Origin of the sequence: Rhodanobacter sp. K2T2 (assembly GCF_013408815.1) — a bacterium.
GTDB lineage: Bacteria > Pseudomonadota > Gammaproteobacteria > Xanthomonadales > Rhodanobacteraceae > Rhodanobacter.
Map to the genome: position 1 here is coordinate 1 of NZ_JACCCA010000022.1, position 20,613 is coordinate 20,613.

At 63.0% G+C, this 20,613-nt stretch carries 17 protein-coding genes; 1 reads left to right on the forward strand and 16 read right to left on the reverse strand.

Annotated elements, in window-relative coordinates; genetic code table 11:
- Positions 1 to 161: 161 nt before the first annotated feature.
- From HDE78_RS20570 to HDE78_RS20625, 12 genes are all read right to left on the reverse strand, one after another.
- Entirely contained in the window at positions 162 to 2,444 is a 2,283-nt protein-coding gene (locus tag HDE78_RS20570; RefSeq protein WP_179483043.1) for a carboxy terminal-processing peptidase, read from the reverse strand.
- 8 nt (positions 2,445 to 2,452) lie between these two features.
- The gene (gene lipA / locus HDE78_RS20575) at positions 2,453 to 3,457 is read right to left on the reverse strand and encodes a lipoyl synthase (RefSeq protein WP_179483044.1); all 1,005 of its coding nucleotides are present in this window, start codon (positions 3,455 to 3,457) and stop codon (positions 2,453 to 2,455) included.
- A 9-nt stretch (positions 3,458 to 3,466) separates the two neighbouring features.
- Positions 3,467 to 4,135: a lipoyl(octanoyl) transferase LipB gene (gene lipB / locus HDE78_RS20580; RefSeq protein WP_179483046.1), complete on the reverse strand. Its 669-nt coding sequence runs from the start codon at positions 4,133 to 4,135 to the stop codon at positions 3,467 to 3,469.
- Between the two features lie 174 nt (positions 4,136 to 4,309).
- A complete protein-coding gene (locus HDE78_RS20585; RefSeq protein ID WP_179483047.1) occupies positions 4,310 to 4,600 on the reverse strand; it encodes a DUF493 family protein in 291 nt (96 codons plus the stop codon).
- Positions 4,600 to 5,841 (reverse strand): D-alanyl-D-alanine carboxypeptidase family protein, encoded by a 1,242-nt coding sequence (locus HDE78_RS20590; RefSeq protein ID WP_179483049.1) that lies wholly within the window; start codon positions 5,839 to 5,841, stop codon positions 4,600 to 4,602. Before HDE78_RS20590 ends, HDE78_RS20585 begins: the two co-directional genes overlap by 1 nt.
- 85 nt (positions 5,842 to 5,926) lie before the next feature.
- Entirely contained in the window at positions 5,927 to 6,922 is a 996-nt protein-coding gene (locus HDE78_RS20595) for a septal ring lytic transglycosylase RlpA family protein (RefSeq protein WP_179483051.1), read from the reverse strand.
- On the reverse strand, positions 6,919 to 7,938 hold the full coding sequence (gene mltB / locus HDE78_RS20600) for a lytic murein transglycosylase B (protein WP_179483053.1): 1,020 nt from the start codon (positions 7,936 to 7,938) through the stop codon (positions 6,919 to 6,921). The genes HDE78_RS20595 and mltB overlap by 4 nt, the downstream gene beginning before the upstream one ends.
- A gap of 94 nt (positions 7,939 to 8,032) precedes the next feature.
- Complete coding sequence (gene rodA / locus HDE78_RS20605) at positions 8,033 to 9,148, reverse strand: rod shape-determining protein RodA (RefSeq protein ID WP_179483055.1); 1,116 nt, start codon at positions 9,146 to 9,148, stop codon at positions 8,033 to 8,035.
- Positions 9,145 to 11,133: a penicillin-binding protein 2 gene (gene mrdA / locus HDE78_RS20610; RefSeq protein WP_179483057.1), complete on the reverse strand. Its 1,989-nt coding sequence runs from the start codon at positions 11,131 to 11,133 to the stop codon at positions 9,145 to 9,147. Before mrdA ends, rodA begins: the two co-directional genes overlap by 4 nt.
- Before the next feature lie 39 nt (positions 11,134 to 11,172).
- The gene (mreD, locus tag HDE78_RS20615) at positions 11,173 to 11,661 is read right to left on the reverse strand and encodes a rod shape-determining protein MreD (protein ID WP_179483058.1); all 489 of its coding nucleotides are present in this window, start codon (positions 11,659 to 11,661) and stop codon (positions 11,173 to 11,175) included.
- Complete coding sequence (gene mreC / locus HDE78_RS20620; RefSeq protein ID WP_179483060.1) at positions 11,658 to 12,662, reverse strand: rod shape-determining protein MreC; 1,005 nt, start codon at positions 12,660 to 12,662, stop codon at positions 11,658 to 11,660. The genes mreD and mreC overlap by 4 nt, the downstream gene beginning before the upstream one ends.
- Positions 12,663 to 12,684: 22 nt before the next feature.
- On the reverse strand, positions 12,685 to 13,731 hold the full coding sequence (locus HDE78_RS20625; protein WP_179483062.1) for a rod shape-determining protein: 1,047 nt from the start codon (positions 13,729 to 13,731) through the stop codon (positions 12,685 to 12,687).
- 283 nt (positions 13,732 to 14,014) lie between these two features.
- Here HDE78_RS20625 and HDE78_RS20630 point away from each other — a divergent pair, with 283 nt between their 5' ends.
- A complete protein-coding gene (locus tag HDE78_RS20630; RefSeq protein ID WP_179483064.1) occupies positions 14,015 to 14,950 on the forward strand; it encodes a carbohydrate kinase family protein in 936 nt (311 codons plus the stop codon).
- A 104-nt stretch (positions 14,951 to 15,054) separates the two neighbouring features.
- On the opposite strand, the gene glpK is transcribed toward HDE78_RS20630, so the two are convergent.
- The 4 genes from glpK to HDE78_RS20650 all read right to left on the reverse strand — a co-directional run bounded on the left by glpK (position 15,055) and on the right by HDE78_RS20650 (position 20,101).
- Complete coding sequence (gene glpK, locus HDE78_RS20635) at positions 15,055 to 16,557, reverse strand: glycerol kinase GlpK (RefSeq protein ID WP_179483065.1); 1,503 nt, start codon at positions 16,555 to 16,557, stop codon at positions 15,055 to 15,057.
- Between the two features lie 92 nt (positions 16,558 to 16,649).
- Positions 16,650 to 17,486: an MIP/aquaporin family protein gene (locus HDE78_RS20640; protein ID WP_179483067.1), complete on the reverse strand. Its 837-nt coding sequence runs from the start codon at positions 17,484 to 17,486 to the stop codon at positions 16,650 to 16,652.
- Between the two features lie 96 nt (positions 17,487 to 17,582).
- A complete protein-coding gene (gene glpD / locus HDE78_RS20645; RefSeq protein ID WP_179483069.1) occupies positions 17,583 to 19,079 on the reverse strand; it encodes a glycerol-3-phosphate dehydrogenase in 1,497 nt (498 codons plus the stop codon).
- Positions 19,080 to 19,333: 254 nt separating this feature from the next.
- A complete protein-coding gene (locus HDE78_RS20650; protein ID WP_179483071.1) occupies positions 19,334 to 20,101 on the reverse strand; it encodes a DeoR family transcriptional regulator in 768 nt (255 codons plus the stop codon).
- Positions 20,102 to 20,613 lie beyond the last annotated feature (512 nt).

The window sequence follows — 20,613 nt, forward strand, 5'->3', positions numbered from 1 at the left end:
GACCTCGGCCTTCCACGCCGAGGTCCGTCAAAATATCCAAGACGCGCTACCCCGTGAATCGAAAGGCTGCTCCGCTTAAGTGAACAGCATTACGGCAAATGCCGGGCTTTTTGTTGGCGATGCTCGTTGTCCGAGATTCGCCGGACGCGAAGACGGCTCGCTCAGTGCTTCGTTGGCGCCGGCGTCGAGGCGGGCGCCGCCGGGCTGGCCGAGGTGGCAGTCGGCGCCGGCACCGATGTGGACAGCACCGAGTCCGTGCCCTTGCCGCCGTAAGGCAGCACCTGAGCGGCCAGTTTCGGATCGGCCTTGATCAGGCCCACCGCGTCCGACACGATGTGCGCGGTTTCGTTGAGCTCGACGTCCTTGGCTTTCTTGGCGTCCTTCTCTTCCTTCAGCTCGCTCTTGAGGCTGCGCTCGTTCGCGTCTAGGCCGTCGTCCAGCGAGTTGTCGTCGTCGCTCTGCGCCGCGTCCGTGCCATCGATGGCCTTGTGCCGGACGCGGAAGGCGGCCTGTACGGCATCCTGCTGCTTGCGTTCGGCTTCGCGGGTGGCGAAGTTCATCGATACCGAAGTCTTGGCGCGCATCATCTTGTACTGCGCCAGCTCGTCCAGCATCAGCTGCCACGCCGGCGACTTCACCGCACGCGCGTCGTGCATCTGCTGCAGCTGCGGCAGGTAGGCCTGCAGGTTGGCAACGGGCTGATAGCCGGCCGGCGAGATTTGCGTCCACTTCAGCGCGTTGTCGTAGGTCGACTCGCCGTAGTCCTTTTCGTCGCCGTTCTTCGGGAACTGGATGTCCGGCGTGACGCCCTTGAGCTGGGTCGAACCGCCGTTGATGCGGAAGAACTCGGCAATCGTCATCTTCAGCTCGCCGTACTGGGGCTTGCCGTCCGGGTTCTGGCTGAAGTGGTCGAGGTCGACCAGGTTCTGCACGGTGCCCTTGCCGAAGGTCGGCTCGCCGATGATCAGGCCGCGGTGGTAATCCTGGATCGCGGCGGCAAAGATCTCCGACGCGGAGGCCGAGCCGCGGTTGACCAGCACGGCCAGCGGACCCTTCCAGACCATGCCGGGGTCTTCGTCGCCCTGCACTTCGACCTGGCCCTTGGCATCGCGCACCTGCACCACCGGACCCTTGTCGATAAACAGGCCGGTCAGCGAATCGGCTTCGGCCAGCGAACCGCCGCCGTCGTTGCGCAGATCGACGACCACGCCTTCGACGCCTTCGGCCTTCAGCTCGTTCAGCAGCTTGGTGACGTCGCGGGTGGCGCTCTTGAAATCCTTGTCGCCTTCGCTGCGTGCACCGAAGTCGGAATAAAACGCCGGCAGGTCGATCACGCCGATCTTGCGGGTGACGCCGCCGTCGGTGATGTCGATGACCTTCTTCTTCGCCGCCGATTCCTCGATGCTGACTTTCTTGCGCACCAGGGTGATCGTTTCGGGCTTGCCATCGAGGCCGGCGTCGGCCGGCAGGATCTCGATGCGCACGGTCGTGTCTTTCTTGCCGCGGATGCGGTTGACCACGTCGTCCAGGCGCCAGCCGATCACCTCGGTGACCGGGCCGGTCGCGCCTTCGCCGATCGCCACAATGCGATCGCCGACCTTGATCTTGCCGGACTTGGCGGCGGGACCGCCGGGCACCAGCTCATGGATTTCGGTGTAGTCGTCGCGCGCCTGCAGCACCGCGCCGATGCCTTCCAGCGACAGCCGCATGGTGATGTCGAAATTCTCGGCATCGCGCGGGCTGAGGTAGTCGGTGTGCGGATCGGTCGAGTGGGCGTACGCCGTCATGAAGGTCTGGAACGCGTCCTCCGCGTCGAGCTGCTTGACCCGATCGATATAGCCCGAGTAGCGCTTGTCCAGCGTCTTGCGGATGTCGTCGTCGTTCTTGCCGGCCAGCTTCAGGCGCAGCCAGTCGTTCATCGTGCGCATGCGCCAGATGTTGTCCAGCTCAGTCTGATCCTTCGGCCAAGCCGCGTTTTTGCGATCGAAGGTGTAGCTGTCGTTGGTGTTGAAATCGAAACCCTGCTTGAGCAGGCTGCGCGCGTAGGCCATCTGCTTGACCGCGCTCTGCAGGTAATCGTTGAACACCTCGAACGGTGCCGACAGGTCCTGGTTCCAGATCGCGTCGTCGAACTTGGTCCGCATCGGCGCGAACTTGTCCATGTCGGCCTGGGTGAAGAAGACCTTTTCGCTGTCGAGCAGCTTGAAGTAGGCGTCGTAGATGCGCGCCGACATGGCATCGTCGAGCGGCTTGGCGTCGTAATGAAAGCGGGTCAGGAAGCGCGCGGAGAGCTGCGCTGCCTGGGCTTCATCGGTGGTGGCCTTGAGCGGCCAGACGGACGCCTTGCGGTTCTGCGTACCGGCGCCCATGTCGGCCGCGGATTGGGCGGCGACGCAGGTAACGGTGAGCGCGAGCAGCAGGACCAGCAGGGGACGAAATTTCATGAATTCTCTCAGGCTGACTCGGTGACACCGGCTGCATGGGCCTGCAGATCGGCGTGATAGGACGAACGTACCAGCGGACCGGACGCGACGTGGTGGAAGCCCATCGCCTCACCGGCTTCGCGCAAAGCCTCGAATTCCTCGGGAGTCCAATAGCGCACCACCGGATGGTGGTGCGGCGTGGGCTGCAGATATTGGCCGATCGTGATCATTTCGACGTCATGGGCGCGTAAATCCCCCATGGTTTCGATGACCTGATCCCAGGTCTCGCCCAGGCCGAGCATGATGCCGGACTTGGTTGGCACCTCCGGGTGCTGGGCCTTGAAGCGCTTGAGCAGGTCCAGCGACCACTGGTAGTCGGCGCCCGGACGCACTTCGCGATACAGGTGCGGCACGGTTTCCAGGTTGTGGTTGAACACGTCCGGCGGGAAATCCTTCAGCACTTCCAGCGCGCGCTCCATGCGGCCCTTGCCGCGGAAGTCGGGCGTGAGGATTTCGATCTTGATGTTGGGGCTGGCGTGACGCACCGCGCGGATGCAGCTGGCGAAGTGCTCGGCACCGCCGTCGCGCAGGTCGTCGCGATCGACCGAGGTGATCACCACGTAACGCAGGCGCATATCGGCGATGGTGTCGGCCAGGCGCGCTGGCTCCAGCGGATCGGGCGCGACCGGGCGGCCATGCGCCACGTCGCAGAACGAGCAGCGCCGCGTGCAGACTTCACCGAGGATCATGAAAGTCGCGGTGCCCTTGCTGAAGCACTCGTGGATGTTCGGGCACGAGGCCTCTTCGCACACGGTGACCAGCGAATTTTCGCGCAGGCGCGCCTTCAGCTGCTGCACGGCGTTGCCCTGCGGCAGGCGCACGCGAATCCAGCTCGGCTTGCGCAGCGTCGGCACGGCCGTGTCGAAGCCCGCGCGGTTCAGCGCGATCTTGTCGTTGCCCAGCTTTTTCTCGGGAACGCCAGCGACGACGCTGATCGGAATGCTGCGGATAGGTGTAGTGGACGTGTCGCTCATCGGCGGTACCTAGACCGCCACGCGGGCGGGGAGTTCAGGCAGGACAGGAGCGGCCGGCTCGGCATCGAAACCGAACTGGCGGCAGAATTCACCGATCAGCACCTCTTCGACGTCCGCCAGACGCGTTGGACCGCCCCAGTCTACCATCTGCGTCACTTCCAAACCCTTGTAGCCGCAGGGGTTGATACGCTGGAACGGCTCCAGATCCATGTTCACATCCAGGGCCAGTCCGTGGAAGCTGCAGCCGCGACGCACGCGCAGGCCCAGCGCCGCGATCTTGGCCGGGCCGACGTAGACGCCGGGAGCGCCGTCTAGCCGCGCGGCCGTGATATCCCAGTGGGCCAAGGCGTCGATGATCGACTGTTCGATCTTGTTGACCAGCTCACGCACGCTGACCCCGACGCGGCGCAGGTCGATCAGCGGATACGCGACAATTTGCCCGGGCCCGTGATACGTCACCTGGCCGCCGCGATCGACCGGCACGACCGGAATATCGCCCGGCACCAGCACGTGCTCCATCTTGCCGGCCTGGCCCAGGGTAAATACCGGATCGTGCTCCAGCACCCACAGCTCATCGACGGTGTCGGCCACGCGATTGTCGGTGAACGCACTCATCGCCCGCCACACCGGCTCATACGGCTGGCGGCCAAGGCGACGAACTTTCAGCGGCAACGACATGGGGGGCCTTGTTCGAGGGGCGAGGGGCGAGGGGCGAGGGGCGAACAGAGTCGCAAAGATCAGGGACAAAAGCTGCGAATCAAGGCGCCTTGCTCGAAGAAAACGCGCTTTTCATTGAACAAGACAAAATCGGGAGCGGTGTGGCAACGGCTTTTAACGCTCCCGGATCCCCAGCTACATCGTGTACCGAATATCCGGATTCTCGCGCAGCGCCGCGTGTGCCGCCTCGTACTGTTCGCGGCTCTCGCAGCGGATGCTGACGGTGACGGAAACGAAGTTGCCTTCGCCGGATTGCCGGTGCCGCACGGTTTCGTGGAACACGTGCAGGCCGGCGCGCTCGAGCAGCTGCGGCACGTGGGTGGGCAAGTTGGCGCTGGCCTTGCCTACCGCGGTGATCTCGAACTCCCCGGGAAACTGGAAGCCCTTGCCTTCCTGCTTGGCCTTGCTGAAGTCGATCGGTTCCATCACTTGCTACCTGGGGCGGGTTCACTGGTGGTCTTGCTGCTGTGGAACCAGAGCAGGATGCTGTCCCACAGGCGACCGAAGAAGCCGCACTGCGGCGCGTCGTTGAGGGCGATCAGCGCAATCGTCTGCACCGGTTGATCGGCCAGCGTAACGCGCAGCGTGCCGACCTGCTGGCCTTTCTTGAACGGCGCGATCAGGGTGGAGGGAATGTCCATCGTCGCCTTGAGCTTGTCGTAATCGCCGCGCTTGACGGTGACCTGCACGTCTTCGGCCACGCCGATCGGCAGCTGGTTCTGTTCACCCTTCCACAGCTTCGGCGTCGCCAGCGGCTTGCTGGCGTCGTAAAGCTTGTGCGTTTCGTAGAAGCGGAAGCCGTAGCTGAGCAGGGCCATCGCCGAGTCGGCACGCGCCTTTTCGCTGCTGGCGCCCATCACGATGGCGATCATGCGCGAATCGCCCTGCTTGGCCGACGCGGCGAGGCAGAAACCGGCGGCCGCGGTGTGGCCGGTCTTGATGCCGTCCACGCTCGGATCGCGCCACAGCAGCGTGTTGCGATTGCCTTGCTTGATGCCGTTCCACTCGAACTGCTTGATCGCCGAAATGGCGTAGTCGTCCGGGAAGTCGTGGATCAGCGCGCGCGACAGAATCGCGATGTCGTGCGCCGTGGTGTAGTGGTTGGCGATCGGGTAGCCGGAGGCGTTCTCGAAGTTCGAGTTGACCATGCCCAGCTGCTTGGCGTACGCGTTCATCAGGCCGGCAAACGCATCTTCGGACCCGGCGGTGTGCTCGGCCAGCGCGATGGCGGCGTCGTTGCCGGACTGGATGATCAGGCCGTACAGCAGGTCCTTCAGCGGCACCTGGCTGTTGAGCTTGAGGAAACTGGTGGAACCGTCGGTGCCGGCACCGCCGCCGCGCCAGGCGCGCTCGCTGATGGTCACCGGGTCGGTCATGTGTACCTTGCCGTTGGCCACTTCGGCCGAGACCACGTAGTCGGTCATGATCTTGGTGATCGAGGCCGGCTCTACCCGCAGATCGGGCTCTTTCGAGGCGAGAATCTGGCCGGTGGCGTAATCCATCAGCACCCAGCTCTTGCCATCCACATCCGGCGGCGGCGGCACCGGCGCTTCGGGCACCACCGGGCGCGGCACCGGCGACGGACGCGGCGGTGTCTGCGCCACGGCGACGGCGATCAGCAAAGTCAGGGCAGCAAAAGAAACCAGGGTGCGGCGCAGAAAATTCATCGTTGTAGGTTGTCCAGTCTTTGGATGGCGAGGCCACGCGGGCGTCGGCACGCATTGCAAGCTAAAAGGGGTTGAAAATATTCGCTCAGTCTACCGCGACACGCGGCCGCGGCAGACCCATATGGGTGATCCGGTCGCTGACCTGATCGGAGCTGTCCACGTCCGGCAGCGGCCCGAGCCGCACACGATGCACCGTGTGGCCGTTGATTTCAGCATCCATTACCTGCACCGGAGCAAAATTGGCCGCGCGCAGTCGCTGCGCCACCTGCTCGGCATTGGTCGGATCGGAAAACGCACCGACCTGCAGATAGATGCCCGGCAGCTTGCCGGGAGGCGCCGCGGGCGGCGGCGGTGGCAGGTCACGCAGTGGTTCGCCCGGATCGATGCCGCGCACCTCGACCAGCCCGGTGCCCTTGGGCCAGACACCGATTTTCACCGCCGCCACATAGGAAAGATCGATCACCCGATCCTCGTGAAACGGGCCGCGATCATTCACTCGCACAATCACGCTCTTGCCGTTCGCCAGATTGGTGACACGCGCGTAACTCGGCAGCGGCAGCGTCTTGCTGGCCGCGGTGAAGCTGTACATGTCGTAATTTTCCAGGCTCGAGGTCTTGTAGCCGTGGAATTTGCTGCCGTAGAACGAGGCGATGCCGCGCTCCACGTAGCCGCGCGCCGAGGGCAGCACGGTGTAGGTGCGGCCAAGCACCGAATAAGGCGACTTGTTGCCATACAGTGCCAGCGGCTCGACCTTGGGCACCGGCTCGACCAGCTTGCTGATGTCCGGCGGCGGACCGTCGGGGATGCTGTCGGCATTGTCGCGGTAGCGGCTGCTTTGCGATTTGCTGGTGTCGTCGGTGAAGGTGCTGCCGCTGCCGCGTTGACTGTCGGCGCTGCCGTAGGCATAGCCCGTAGAAGAGGTCGACGATGACGGCGAACCAGCGCCGACGCTGCGCGGCGCACTGCGGCTTGGCCGGGCCTTCGATCCGCTGCAGCCGGTCAGCAGCAGCGGCATCAGCAGAATCGTGGCCAACAGCGCTGTCGCTGCACGCCGTGCCGGAGCCACGCCCCTTTCGGTCATTGTGCCGCGTCCGCCTGCACACCGGCGGCGATCGCCTTGGCCAGCTGATCGACTGCCATCGCGTAGAGCGGGCTGCGGTTGTAGCGCGTGATCACGTAGAAATTCGGGAAAGTAAACCAGTACTCCGTGCCATTGTCGCCCTGCAGCGTCTGCAGGCTGACCGGCTGCCCCGGATTGAGCGGCTGCAGCGGCGCATAGCCCCACGCTTCGAGCTGTTCCAGCGGCCACTGCGGTTGGGCATCCTTGACCGTGATCGGCTTGGGCGCGGCATCCGGCTGGGCGCGCATGGCGACCTCGCCGCCGCTGACCCAGCCGTGCTTGGCGAAATAATTGGCCACGCTGGCAAGAATATCGGGCAGCGAATTCTTCAGGTCGATGCGGCCGTCGCCGTCCTCATCCACCGCGTAATCGCGAATGCTCGAGGGCATGAACTGGCCCCAGCCCTGAGCGCCGGCATAAGAGCCCGTGAGCGTGTCGATCGGACCGGCCAGATGGCTGTCCGGCAGCTCCAGCAGCGTCTTCAGCTCGCCGCGAAAAAACGGCGCGCGCGGCGGGTAATACAGGCCTAGCGTGACCAGCGCATCGAGCACCTTGTACTTGCCGGTAATGCGGCCGTAGAACGTTTCCACGCCAACGATCGCGACGATGTATTGCGGCGCCACGCCGTACTGGCGGCCGATCTGCTCGACCAGCGCACGGTGCTCGCGGTAGAACGCGATGCCGTCGTCGATGCGCTGGTCGGTCAGAAAGATCGGCCGGTATTCGCTCCACGGCTTGGCCTCGGCCGGGCGGCCCATCGCATCGAGAATACTTTGCTTGCGCTGCGCACCGTCGAGCAGCGCATTGAGCGCCTGCGGGTTCTTGCCCGTGTCGCGCGAGACTTCACGAACGAGCGCATCTTGTCCAGGATGCGTTTCGGCCAGCGCAGGCGACAATGCAGTGATGCCCAGCAGCGTCAGCGCAGCGGCGATTCGCATCGGGAACGAGATGAAACGCGGCGCAAGCGTGGCAATCATGCGAAAACTCTTTGGTGTTGAAGCAACATCGTGGAAAGCCTAACACGCGTCCGCGCAGTGTCCGGCGCACTGAAAGCCGTAGCTACGCGTGCATTCACTCATGCATCTTGCGATTGGCGTGGATCGACATCAGCACGCCGAAGCCCACCAGTAGCGACACGGCCGACGTGCCGCCGTAGCTGATCATCGGCATCGGTACGCCGACCACCGGCAGCATGCCGGCCACCATGCCGCCGTTGACGAAAACGTAGACGAAAAAGCTCATACCCAGCGCACCGGCCAGCAGCCGCGAATAGGTATCGCGCGCTTCCATCGCGATCCACAGGCAGCGGCCGATGATGAAGGCGTACAGCACGATCAGCGCGATCACGCCGACCAGCCCGAACTCCTCGGAGAACACCGCAAAAATAAAGTCCGTCGTGTGCTCGGGCAGAAAATCCAGCCGCGACTGGGTGCTCTGCTGGAAACCCTTGCCGAACATGCCGCCGGAGCCCACCGCGATCTGCGACTGGATGATGTGCCAGCCGTTGCCCAGCGGATCGGATTCGGGATTGAGCAGGGTCAGCACGCGATCGCGCTGGTACTGATGCAGAAAATGCCAGGCCACCGGAATCATGCCGCCGACCGCGGCCACGATCAGGCCGATGCGCCACCACGCCATGCCCGACAAAAACAGCGCGAACGCACCGGCGGCCGCCACCAGCAGCGCAGTGCCCAGATCGGGCTGCTTGGCGATCAACGCCACCGGAATCGCAATCAGCAGGCCGACCACCGCGCTGTCTTTCCAGCTCGGCGGCAGCTGGCGCGGATGCAGATACCACGCGACCATCATCGGCATCGTCAGCTTCAGCAGTTCGGACGGCTGAAAGCGCATCACACCCAGGTTGAGCCAGCGGTTGGCACCGCGGCCTTCGCCGAGCACCGCCACCACCACCAGAAACGCGGTGCTGGCCAAGTACAGCCACGGCGTCCAGTTGCGCAGCATGGACGGCGGTATACGCGAGATCAGCAGCAGCAGCGCGGCGCCGAGCACAAAGCGCGCCGCCTGCCCGCCGACCATCGCCATGCTGCTGTCGCTGGCGCTGTACAGTGTGACCAGGCCCACGCCGGCCAGAAGAAACAGCGCCGCCGCCAGCGGCAGATCGATGCGCGGCCGGGTGAGAATGCGGCGAAGAAATCGCTGCATGCGTATCGCCATCGTGTCGATCATGGGCCGTCTCCGCTGCTGGAGCTTTCCGCCGGTTGCGCTTCTACTGAACGATCTTCCACGGGCTGATCCTCCACCGGCACGCTGCCGGCCGGCGCAGGCAGCGACTCGTACGGCAGCGGCGTGTCGGAGGGGGTCGGATTGACCTGCGTCGCCGCCCAGCTATCGAAAATCTTGCGCACGATCGGGCCGGCATCCTTGGCACCCCAGGCGCCGGCCTCCAGCAAGGCGGCGGCGGCAATCTTGGGATCATCCGCCGGCGTGTAGGCCTCGAACCAAGCGCGATGGCGTGCGGCCAGATGGGCGGTACTCTTGTTGGTGTCGTATGCATCCGAGGTGCGCGAGAAGCGCTCGGCGGTACCGCTCTTACCGGCGATCAGGAACGGAAAACCGTCGTTGATGCCCTTGCCGGTGCCACCTGTAATCACTGCGCGCATGCCTTCGTTGATCACGTTCCAGTCCGACGGCTTCTGAATCAGCGAAGGACCGCTGGGCGGATTGGGCAGCATTTGTGGCCGCGCTTCACCGCTGGCGCGTGTGGCCATGACCAGCCGCGGCAGATAGGGCGTGCCGTGCCCAGCCAGGGTAGCCACGGCATGGCCGAGCTGCAGCGGCGTCACGGCCCAGTAGCCCTGGCCAATGCCAGTAATCACCGTCTCACCGGGAAACCAGCCCTGCTTGCTGATGTGTTTGGCCTTCCATTCGCGTGACGGCAGCACGCCCTCACCCTCCCCTGTCAGGTCGATGCCGGTCTTGCTGCCAAAACTGAACTGGCTCATCCATGCGCTGAGCCGGTCGATGCCGAGGTCCAGCGCGAGTTTGTAGAAATACGTGTTGGTCGACAGCTCGATCGCACGCACCATGTTGACCGTACCGTTGCCGCCGCGATCGTCATCGCGATAGCAGCGCTTCTGTCCAGGCAGACAGAATTCGCCGGTCGACAGCACGGTATCCTGCGGGCGACGCACGCCGTATTCGAGACCGCCCAGGGCCAGGAACGGCTTCACGGTGGAACCCGGCGGATAGGCGCCCTTCAATGCGCGGTCGAACAGCGGTTTATCCGGCGCATAAGTCAGCGCGTTGTAGTCGGCCTGCCCGATGCCGTTGACGAACAGGTTGGGATCGAAGCTCGGCACGCTGACCATCGCCAGCACCTGACCGTTGCGGGGATCGATCGCCACGGCGGCACCGGGTCGGCCTTCAAAAGCAGCGACGGCGGCCTTCTGCATGCGCACGTCGATGCTGAGATACAGGTTCTGGCCGGGCGTCGGGGGGATGGTTTTCAGCACCCGCTGAGTCTGGCCGTCGGCGTTCACTTCGACCAACTCGTAACCGGGCTTGCCGTGCAGCACGTCTTCGTAATAGCGCTCCAGCCCCGTGCGGCCGACGTGACTGGTGCCCTTGTAGTCGTCCGCATCGAGCCGATCCATGTCATCGGCATCGATGCGACTGACGTAGCCGATCACGTGCGCGAACAGCGGACCCAGCGGATAATGCCGCGTCAGATACGGCACCACGGCGACACTGGGGAAGCGCCAGCGGTTGACTGCGAACCGGTCGATTTCGTCTTCGGTCAGATGCAGCTTCAGCGGCACGCTGTCGAAGCGCCGACTCTGCGCGAGCTGCTTCTTGAAGGCATCGATATCGTCCTGACCCAGCGGTACCACGGTGCCCAGCTCACTGAGCATGGCTTGCATGTTCGGCACTTTTTCCGGAATCACCTCAAGCCGGAATGCGGGCACGTTGTCGGCAAGCAGCACGCCATTGCGGTCGTAGATCAGCCCTCGCGCGGGGGGAATCGCGCGCGGCTTGACGCTGTTGTTGGTCGAGCGCAGGGCGAATTCGTCGTGATGGGTGACCTGCAAAAAGTGGAAGCGCGCCACCAGCAGGCCAAAGCTCAACAGAATCAGCAAAAACCCCGCCACCGCACGGCGCTGGAACAGCGCGCTTTCCCCACGGGTGTCCTTGAACGATCGCCTGAGCTTCATCGGCGCGGCATCACGGTGGCGGCCAGATCGCAGCGCATCTCACTGAATCCGCAGGCGTGCGCGCAGATCGTCGAGCAGCAGAAACAGGAACGGCCACAGCAGCGCGCCCACGAACGGTGAAATCCACCAGTCCGCCGGCGGCAGCGACGCGCCGGACAGCACGCGCACCACCAGCAGCAGGATGCGGTCGTTCAACAACAGGGCCAGCACGGCCAACGTCTGCTGCCACATCGGGAAAAAGCGCAGGCGCGAGCGAAAGCGCAGCGCGATGAACACCAACGCGCACAGGCGCATCGCCTGCTCGCCCAGCACCACACCGTTGAGCAGATCCGCGACCAGGCCGAGCGCAAAGGCCATGCCCAGGGTGACGCGGTCCTCCGACTCCAGGCACCAGTACAGCAGAATCAGCGCGGGCCAATACGGCTTGAACGGCTCCAGCACGCTGGGCAGCGGCACCAGCATCAGCAGCAGCGCGAGCGCGAGCGTGCCGAGGAACCACCAGCGGCTCAGCCGCTGCTGCCGGCTCACGGCGGCGCTCCGCTGCTGTCGGCCGGCGCAGGCGTGGCCGACTTTTTGACGAAGGCGCTCGACTGGCTGGATGCCGCCGGAGCGGGAGCCGCCTGAACGGGTGGCGCAAGATCGGCGGGCGGCCCCATGGGCGTGGCCGGTGCGGGCGGACCGTCCGGCTCGGCCTGATCGTGCAGCAGCAGCACGTCCTCGCTGCGGTCGATATCCGCCGCCGGATCCGCCTGCGCCATCTGGAACATGCCCGTGGGCGATGGCGCCACCGAGCGCACCTCGCCGACCGGAAAACCGGGCGGAAACCGGCCACCGAGACCGGATGTGAGCAGGTGATCGCCGACGCGCACGTCGGCCGCCAGCGGGATGTTCGGCAAGCTGAGCTGGCCGCCGTCCGCCGACCCGTAGGCGACCGTGCGCAGGCCGGAGCGCTCGATCGTGACGGGAATGGCGTGAGACGGATCGGTGATCAGCATGACCACCGAGGTGGTCGGCAACACTTCCTTGATCTGCCCCATCACGCCATGCGCGTCGATCACCGGCTGACCGGGCTTGACGCCGTCGCGGGCGCCCAGGTTCAAGGTGATCTGATAGCGGTACGCGCCCATGTCCACACCGATGACGTGCGCCAGCTGCACGTTCAGCTCGAGGCTGTGCTGGGTATCGAGCAGCTGCTTGAGACGCTCGTTCTGCACGGCGACGGCGCTCATTCGATTCAATTTGGCATTGGCCAGCAGCAGGTCTTCGCGCAGGCGCTGGTTCTGCTCGGTCAGCCGCTGGCGATCGGCGAAGGCCACGCTGGCGGTGCGGATGCCCACCGCCGGCAGCCCGGCCAGCCGGTAAACCGGCTCGATGACCGCGGAGGCGGTGTAACGGATGCGCCACAGCCAGCTGTTGCGATGATCGAGCACCATCAGCACCATGGTCAGCGCAAGATAGAAAATCAGGCGCAGCGTGCCGGCCGCATTGCCAGCGAACAGAGGCGAGGATTCGTCGCGCGCGCGCGCCATGGCCGCCTCTGACTACCGCGTCTTATTCGGGTGCGAAGAAATCGCTGCCGTGCTGATCGATCAGCTCCAGCGCCTTGCCGCCACCACGCGCCACACAGGTCAGCGGATCGTCCGCCACCTGCACATGCAGACCGGTTTCTTCGGAGATCAAGCGATCCAGATCGCGCAGCAGGGCGCCACCACCGGTCAGCACGATGCCACGCTCGGCCACGTCGGAGCAGAGCTCGGGCGGGGTCTGCTCCAGCGCCGACTTCACTGCGGCCACGATGCCGGCCAGCGGCTCGTGCAGCGCTTCCAGGATCTCGTTGGAGTTGATCGTGAACATCCGCGGCACGCCCTCGGCGAGGTTGCGGCCGGATATCTGGATCTCCTTGACGTCGGCCTGCGGAAACGCGCAGCCGATTTCCATCTTGATACGCTCGGCGGTCGACTCGCCGATCAGCGTGCCGTGATTGCGCCGCACGTAATTGATGATGGACTCGTCGAAGCGATCGCCGCCCACGCGCACCGACTGCGAGTAGACGATGCCGTTGAGCGAGATCACCGCCACTTCGGAGGTACCGCCACCGATATCCAGCACCATGGCGCCGCGCGCCTCGTGCACCGGAATGCCGGCGCCGATCGCGGCAGCCATCGGCTCCTCGATCAGGAACACGTCGCGCGCACCAGCGCCTTCGGCCGATTCCTTGATCGCGCGGCGTTCGACCTGGGTCGAGCCGCAGGGCACGCACACCAGCACGCGGGGGCTGGGACGCAGCAGCCGCGACTTGTGCACCTGTTTGATGAAATGCTGCAGCATCGCCTCGGTCATGGTGAAGTCGGCGATGACGCCGTCCTTCATCGGACGCACCGTGGCGATATTGCCTGGCGTGCGGCCGAGCATGCGCTTGGCCTCGGTACCAACCGCCGCAATGGTGCGGGGACCGCCCGGGCCGCGGTCCTGACGAATCGCCACCACCGAAGGTTCGTTCAACACGATGCCCTGACCGCGCACATAAATGAGCGTGTTGGCCGTGCCGAGATCGATGGAGATGTCGTTGGAAAAGATCCCGCGAAACTTCTTGAACATGGGTCCGCCGTAGGTCGGCTTGGCTAAAAAGTAAGCTCGCCAGTCTAGTTAGCGCGTCCCCCATGCGCAAGAACATTAACGTTAAGAAATCCTTGTACAACACGGCGATAAGCGCGATTCCTGTGCCTCGAAATGAGTTTTTGTCACTCTTCAAGTGTCGCCATCGGAAGCAGATGCCGGTACGATTCGAACTTTGGCCGGCGCCTGATGGCCCGGTTCCCGTCGTCCGCCGCTGCGGCGTCGTTTCCAAGCGTTCGACCCATCCGAGGGGCACCCGCACATCATGTCTGCTGTTATCTGCGGATCGCTGGCCTACGACACCATCATGGTGTTCCAGGACCAGTTCAAGAACCACATCCTGCCCGATCAGGTGCACATCCTGAATGTGTCGTTTCTGGTGCCGCGCATGCGTCGGGAATTCGGCGGCTGTGCCGGCAATATCGCCTACAACCTGAAACTGCTCGGCGGCGATCCGCTGCCGGTGGCGGCGGTCGGTCAGGACTTTGCTCCATACCGCGAGCACATGGAGCAACACGGCATCAATCTGGCCGGCGTTCGCGTGTTCGAGGACCAGTTCACGCCGCAATGCTTCATCACCACCGATCTGGACAACAACCAGATCACGGCTTTCCATCCCGGCGCCATGTCCAGCGCGCAGGAAAACCACGTCCGCGACATCGAGGATATCGACTTCGGTATCGTGGCTCCCGATGGGCGCGACGCCATGCTGCAGCACGTGGACGAATTCGCGGCGCGTGGCGTGCCTTTCATCTTCGATCCGGGTCAGGCGATGCCGCTGTTCAACGGCGACGAATTTCGCGCGATGATCGAGAAGGCGACCTACGTCATCGTCAACGATTACGAATCCCAGTTGCTGCAGACGCGCACCGGCTGGAGCGCCGCTGAGATCGCGTCGCATGTCACCGCCTACATCGTGACGCATGGGCCGCGCGGTTCGGTGATTCATGTCGGCGGCGAGTCGCACCAGATTCCGCCGGCGCGCGAGCACAAGATCGTCGATCCGACCGGCTGCGGCGACGCGTATCGCGCCGGGCTGATCTTCGGCATCATGCGCGGCCTGGACTGGCCGACCACCGGCCGCATCGCATCGCTGATGGGCGCGCTGAAAGTAGAGCATCCCGGCACGCAGAATCAGCGCTTTACCTACGACGAATTCGCCGCGGAGTTTGCCGATCAGTTCGGTTATGCGTTCGCCTGATCTCTTCGTGTAGCGCGATCAATAAAAAGATGGGCGGCGTAGTGATACGCCGCCCATCTTTTTTCTACCGCATTATTTTAGAGGCTGACGCGCTTCAATTCACCTTACGCTTTGACCTTGAAGCCCATCGTCGCCTCGACCGCCTGCTTCCAGCCGGCGTAGAGTTTTTCGCGATGATCTTCCTGCATGGCCGGCTCGAAACGCCGGTCCACTTTCCAGATCTTGGCAATCTCTTCGCGGCTGGACCAGAAGCCGGTGGCCAGGCCCGCGAGGTACGCCGCGCCTTGCGCCGTGGTTTCCTGCACTTCCGGACGCAGTACCGGGATGTTGAGAATATCCGCCTGAAACTGCGCCATGAAATCGTTCGATATCGCACCGCCGTCGGCGCGCAGCTCTTTCAGCGGAATGCCGGAATCGGTTTCCATCGCGGCCAGCACGTCGCGCGTCTGATAGGCCATCGACTCCAGCGCCGCGCGAATGAACTGCTCCTTGGTCGTACCGCGCGACAGGCCGAACACGGCGCCACGCACGTCGCTGCGCCAGTACGGTGCACCCAGACCGACGAACGCCGGCACAAAGTACACACCATCGTTATCTTTCGCCCGCTCGGCGTAGGACTGCGAGTCGGCGGCTTTACCGAGCATGCGCAAACCATCACGTAGCCACTGCACCACCGAGCCGGCGACGAAGACGCTGCCTTCCAGCGCATATTCGACCTTGCCGTCGATACCCCAGGCGATGGTCGTGAGCAAACCGTTCTTGGACGCCACCGCCTTCTCGCCGGTGTTCATCAGCATGAAGCAACCGGTGCCGTAGGTGTTCTTGGCCATGCCCGGCTCGAAGCAGGCCTGTCCAAAAAGCGCGGCCTGCTGATCGCCGGCGACGCCGGCAATCGGCACCTCGCGACCGAGCAGATACTGCGGCAGCGTTGTGCCGTACACCTCGCTGGACGAGCGCACTTCGGGCATCATCGAGCGCGGCACATCGAGCATCTTCAGCAGCTCGTCGTCCCACTGCTTCGTGTGGATGTTGAACATCAGCGTACGCGAGGCGTTGGTGTAATCGGTAACGTGCGCCTTGCCGCCGGTAAGGTTCCAGATCAGCCAAGTGTCGATGGTGCCGAACAGCAGCTCGCCCTTCTCGGCTTTTTCCCGCGCGCCTTCGACCTTATCGAGAATCCACTTCACCTTGGTGCCTGAGAAATAGGCATCGATCAGTAAGCCGGTTTTTTCGCGGACCATGTCTTCGTAGCCATCGGCCTGAAGCTGATCGCAGATTTCGCGCGTCTGCCGCGATTGCCACACGATCGCGTTGTAGATCGGCTGGCCCGTGGCTTTGTCCCACACCACAGCGGTTTCGCGCTGATTGGTGATGCCGATGCCGACAATGGACTCGGCGCTGACCTGGGCGTTGTTGATCACTTCGGTCAAGGTCACCAGCACGCTGGTCAGAATTTCCCGCGGGTTGTGCTCGACCCAGCCCGGCTGCGGAAAGATCTGAGTGAACTCGCGCTGTGCGGTGCCGACGACCTGGCCGTCATGATCGAAAAGCATCGAACGCGAACTGGTCGTGCCCTGGTCGATCGCCAGGATGTATTGCTTGCTCATGGAATTCGCCTCACATGGTCAGAATGTTGAAGAGCGTCACCGAGCCGTCTCGCCAAGGGATGGGCGAGAGGGCCGGAGATAGTCGCGAAAATCTATTTCCGAACGGCGCCACCGGATGCGGCCAGAGCGGCACGCTCTGCTTCGGCGGCACGCACGCGCGCGGGGAGAAAAGGACGAATCAGACATTGATACGCGCCGCCGCCGATCACGCCGCCGATCAGCGGTCCGACGATTGGCACCCACCAATAGTTGTCGGGTGATGGGAACGCGGCAGTGTTCCAGCCCGCGAAGTAGGCGAACAGGCGCGGGCCGAAATCACGCGCCGGATTCAGCGCCCACGCTTCCAGATAGCCCATGCACGAGCCAATGATGGCCACCAGAATGCCGATCATCACGGCGCCGGAATTGGCCATCGGCGCCATCTCGTTGTACTGCTCGGTGATCGCGAAGATACCGAACAACAGGAAGGCAGTGAGGATGATCTGATCCAGCAGCGCATGCATCGGTGTAACCGCCAGGCCTGGATGCGTGAAGAACACGCCGGCAGCACCGCCGGCTTCACGCGTCAGATTTTGGGCAGCGTTGAAATGATCGATCACCGGCCCGAACAAGAGATACACGATCGCCGCACCGGCGAACGCACCGACGATCTGCGCCAACCAATACGGCACTACTTTCTTCCATTCGAAATCGCGGAATAGGGCGAGCGCCAGCGTGACCGCGGGATTGGCGTGCGTACCCGACACCGAGCCGGTGACGTAGATCGCCAGCGTTACGGCCATACCCCAGGATATGCACACGCCCCAGTAGGCGTTTTGGTAAGGGCTGGGAGTGTAAAGCGTGTACATCGCCGCCACCGAATCGCCGAAGGCGATGATGATGAACATGGCTACTGCTTCTGAAATCAATTCGCCCGTGAGTTTGCGCATCTGTCTTCACCCTTTGATTTTCATGCTGCATGGTTGCTGACGCGACTGGCGCGCCGCCTACATTCGCCCGGCAAACTTCGCGTTTTATCGCTTGTTTTATCGGGCGGGAATTTTGGTCAGATACGCTGTCAATCGCGCCACATCATCCGGACCAACGCGCAGGCCAAGCTTGCTTCGTCGCCAGAGAATGTCCTCTGCCTGTGTGGCCCACTCGTGCCGCACGAGGTAATCGACTTCGATCTGATAAAGGTCGGCACCGAAGTGTTCGCCGAGCGCATCCAGTCCGTTGGCATCGCCGAGCAAATCACGCGTTCGCGTACCGTAGTTGTGCACCAGTCGCCAAGCCATGGTTTCGGGCAACCATGGGCGACTAGCCCGAACGTCGTCGAACAATGCATCGATGTCGGACTCGCCACCGCCAGGCAATGGGCGTGCATCGGCGGTCCAGGCGGGCTTGGCGTTGCCCAAGGCTGCGCCGAGCAAATCGAGCGCTTCTTCGGATAGCTTGCGATAGGTGGTGAGCTTGCCGCCGAAGACATTCAACAGTGGGGGGCCGGCGCTGCCATCCAGTTCGATGTGATAGTCGCGCGTCACTTCCGAGGCGTTGCCGCTCTTGTCTTCCAGCAGCGGGCGCACGCCGCTGTAGCTCCACACCACATCGGCCGGAGTCAGGTTGCGCTTGAAGTAGCGATTGGTGGCCTCGCACAGATAGGCCGTCTCTTCTTTGTCGATGGTCGGATGCGAAGGATCGGTCTTGTACTCGATATCGGTAGTGCCGATCAGCGTGAAATCGCGCTCGTACGGAATGGCGAAAACGATGCGGCGATCGGGCTGCTGGAAAATATAGGCATAGCGATGGTCGAACAGCTTGGGCACTACGATGTGGCTGCCCTTGATCAGGCGAAGCGCGTGATTGTGTTTGACCTTGGCGATATCGTCGAGAAAACTCGCTGCCCAAGGACCGGCCGCATTGACGAGCGCACGTGCACGCACTGTGCGGCGAGCACCGGCCTCGGATTCGAGTTCGGCGATCCAGTATTCACCATCACGCTTAGCGCTGATGCAACGGGTATGAGTGTTTATTTCGGCACCGCGCTGTGCGGCGTCCATCGCGTTGAGCACGACCAGACGAGCGTCCTGCACCCATGCATCGGAATAAACGAAGCCCACATGAAATTCATCGCGCAAAGGGCCGCCGACCACATGCTTGCTGAAACGAATGCGGCGTGACCCGGGCAAAGTACGCCGACCACGGCCGAGGTGATCGTATAGAAACAGCCCGATACGAATCATCCAGGCGGGACGCAAATGCGGCTGATGCGGCAGAACAAAGCGCAGCGGCCAGATGATGTGCGGCGCCGCCTTCAGCAGCACTTCGCGTTCGGCCAACGCCTTGCCGACCAGAGCGAACTCGAACTGCTCCAAATAGCGCAGCCCACCGTGAATCAATTTGGTGCTGGCACTGGAAGTATGCGAGGCGAGGTCATCGCGCTCGCACAGAACCACCGAAAGGCCTCGGCCAACGGCGTCACGGGCAATACCGACGCCGTTGATGCCGCCGCCAATCACCAGTACATCGACCTGCTCCAACATATGGCACTCCAAGAACGGGGCTCACGTACCGGAGGCGCCCCAGGCGGTCAGCGCGATCAATCGATGAGGCACCGGAATTACGAAAAGCGAAAGCTGACTTACTATTTTCGCAAAATAAGGAAAACCTATTCCGCGTTAAATCATCAATAACGATCATATTCGAACAATTGCGAACTATGCACGCTGCGATGCAGCGAAGCGACGAAGAGCTTCGCTACAGTAGGACTTAACGAATCGGCTATCCGATGACGGATCTAGCTGGCGATATGCAGCTGCGTTTCGGATCGTTCCAAGACGGCTATCAACGGCGCCGGCGGGGCTCTATCGGTAAACCAGGCGTCGACTCGGGAGATCGGTCCCAGGCGAACCATGGCGTTGCGCCCAATCTTGCTGTGATCGGCGGCCAAATAGACCTGTCGCGAATGTTCGATAATGGCTTGCGCCACGCGCACTTCCTGAAAATCGAAATCGAGCAGCGTGCCGTCCAGATCGATGCCCGAAATACCGACGATACCGAAATCCACTTTGAATTGACGGATCAACTCGATCGTCGCTTCGCCCGTAACGCCGTGATCGCGCCCCCGCACCACACCGCCGGCGGCTATCACTTCGAACGACGGATTGTTGCTCAACATGATGGCAACGTTGAGATTGTTGGTGATGATGCGAAGATTTTTATGCGACTGCAATGCGCGCGCCACGTCTTCGTTGGTCGTCCCAAGATTGATGAACAGCGATGCATCGTCGGGAATATGTTTGGCTAGCAGGCTGGCGATACGCTGCTTTTCCGCCTGCAGCAGCCCCTGGCGCGCGGTATATGCAAGATTTTCCACGCTCGATGGCAGGCTTACGCCGCCATGATAGCGCCGCAGCAAACCGGCATCGCAAAGTATGCCCAAGTCCCGCCGGATAGTCTGCTGAGTGACATTGAAATGCGACGCCGCCTGCTCGACTGCTACAAAGCCCTCACGCTGCACGAGTGCAATCAGTTCTTCCTGGCGGCGATTAAGTCGGGGATCCATTGTTATCGGAAGCACCTGCGAACGTTACCGATATGATGACTGCTGAGGTGAGCCGTGTCATTCCATCGAGACCCTCCAGCCGGTCGCACGAGCCGATTGCGGCATCTCTTACCGCCCTTTTCTGGTCGTGGATCTACAGCAAAGCACTGCTCACGGCGAAGTAAAATTCTGCGCAACTTGCGCTGATGCCGACTTGATTTTGGCAGCGCCCGAGCACTCTTGCGAAATACCGAATCGAGTGTGCGGTATCTCGCTCAACGGCGTGAACATGATTAGCTACAAGCAAGCATATGTGCAGCGGGTGCGCGCCGGCGCCGTGCGTCGCGGCGGGCGATACTGCTTTTCCAGTATCACAAACGCATTCGATCAAGGCGGTCCGGTCGGTCCGAGGTATTCGGCGCCGTGCATGCCGTTGCCGTTTGGACTGTGCGAGTACCGAGGAGTCGCCCAAGCAAAACCCCCCACCGTCACCGGCGAGGGTTTGGGTATAAGGGCGCTGGCGTAGAGCGGTT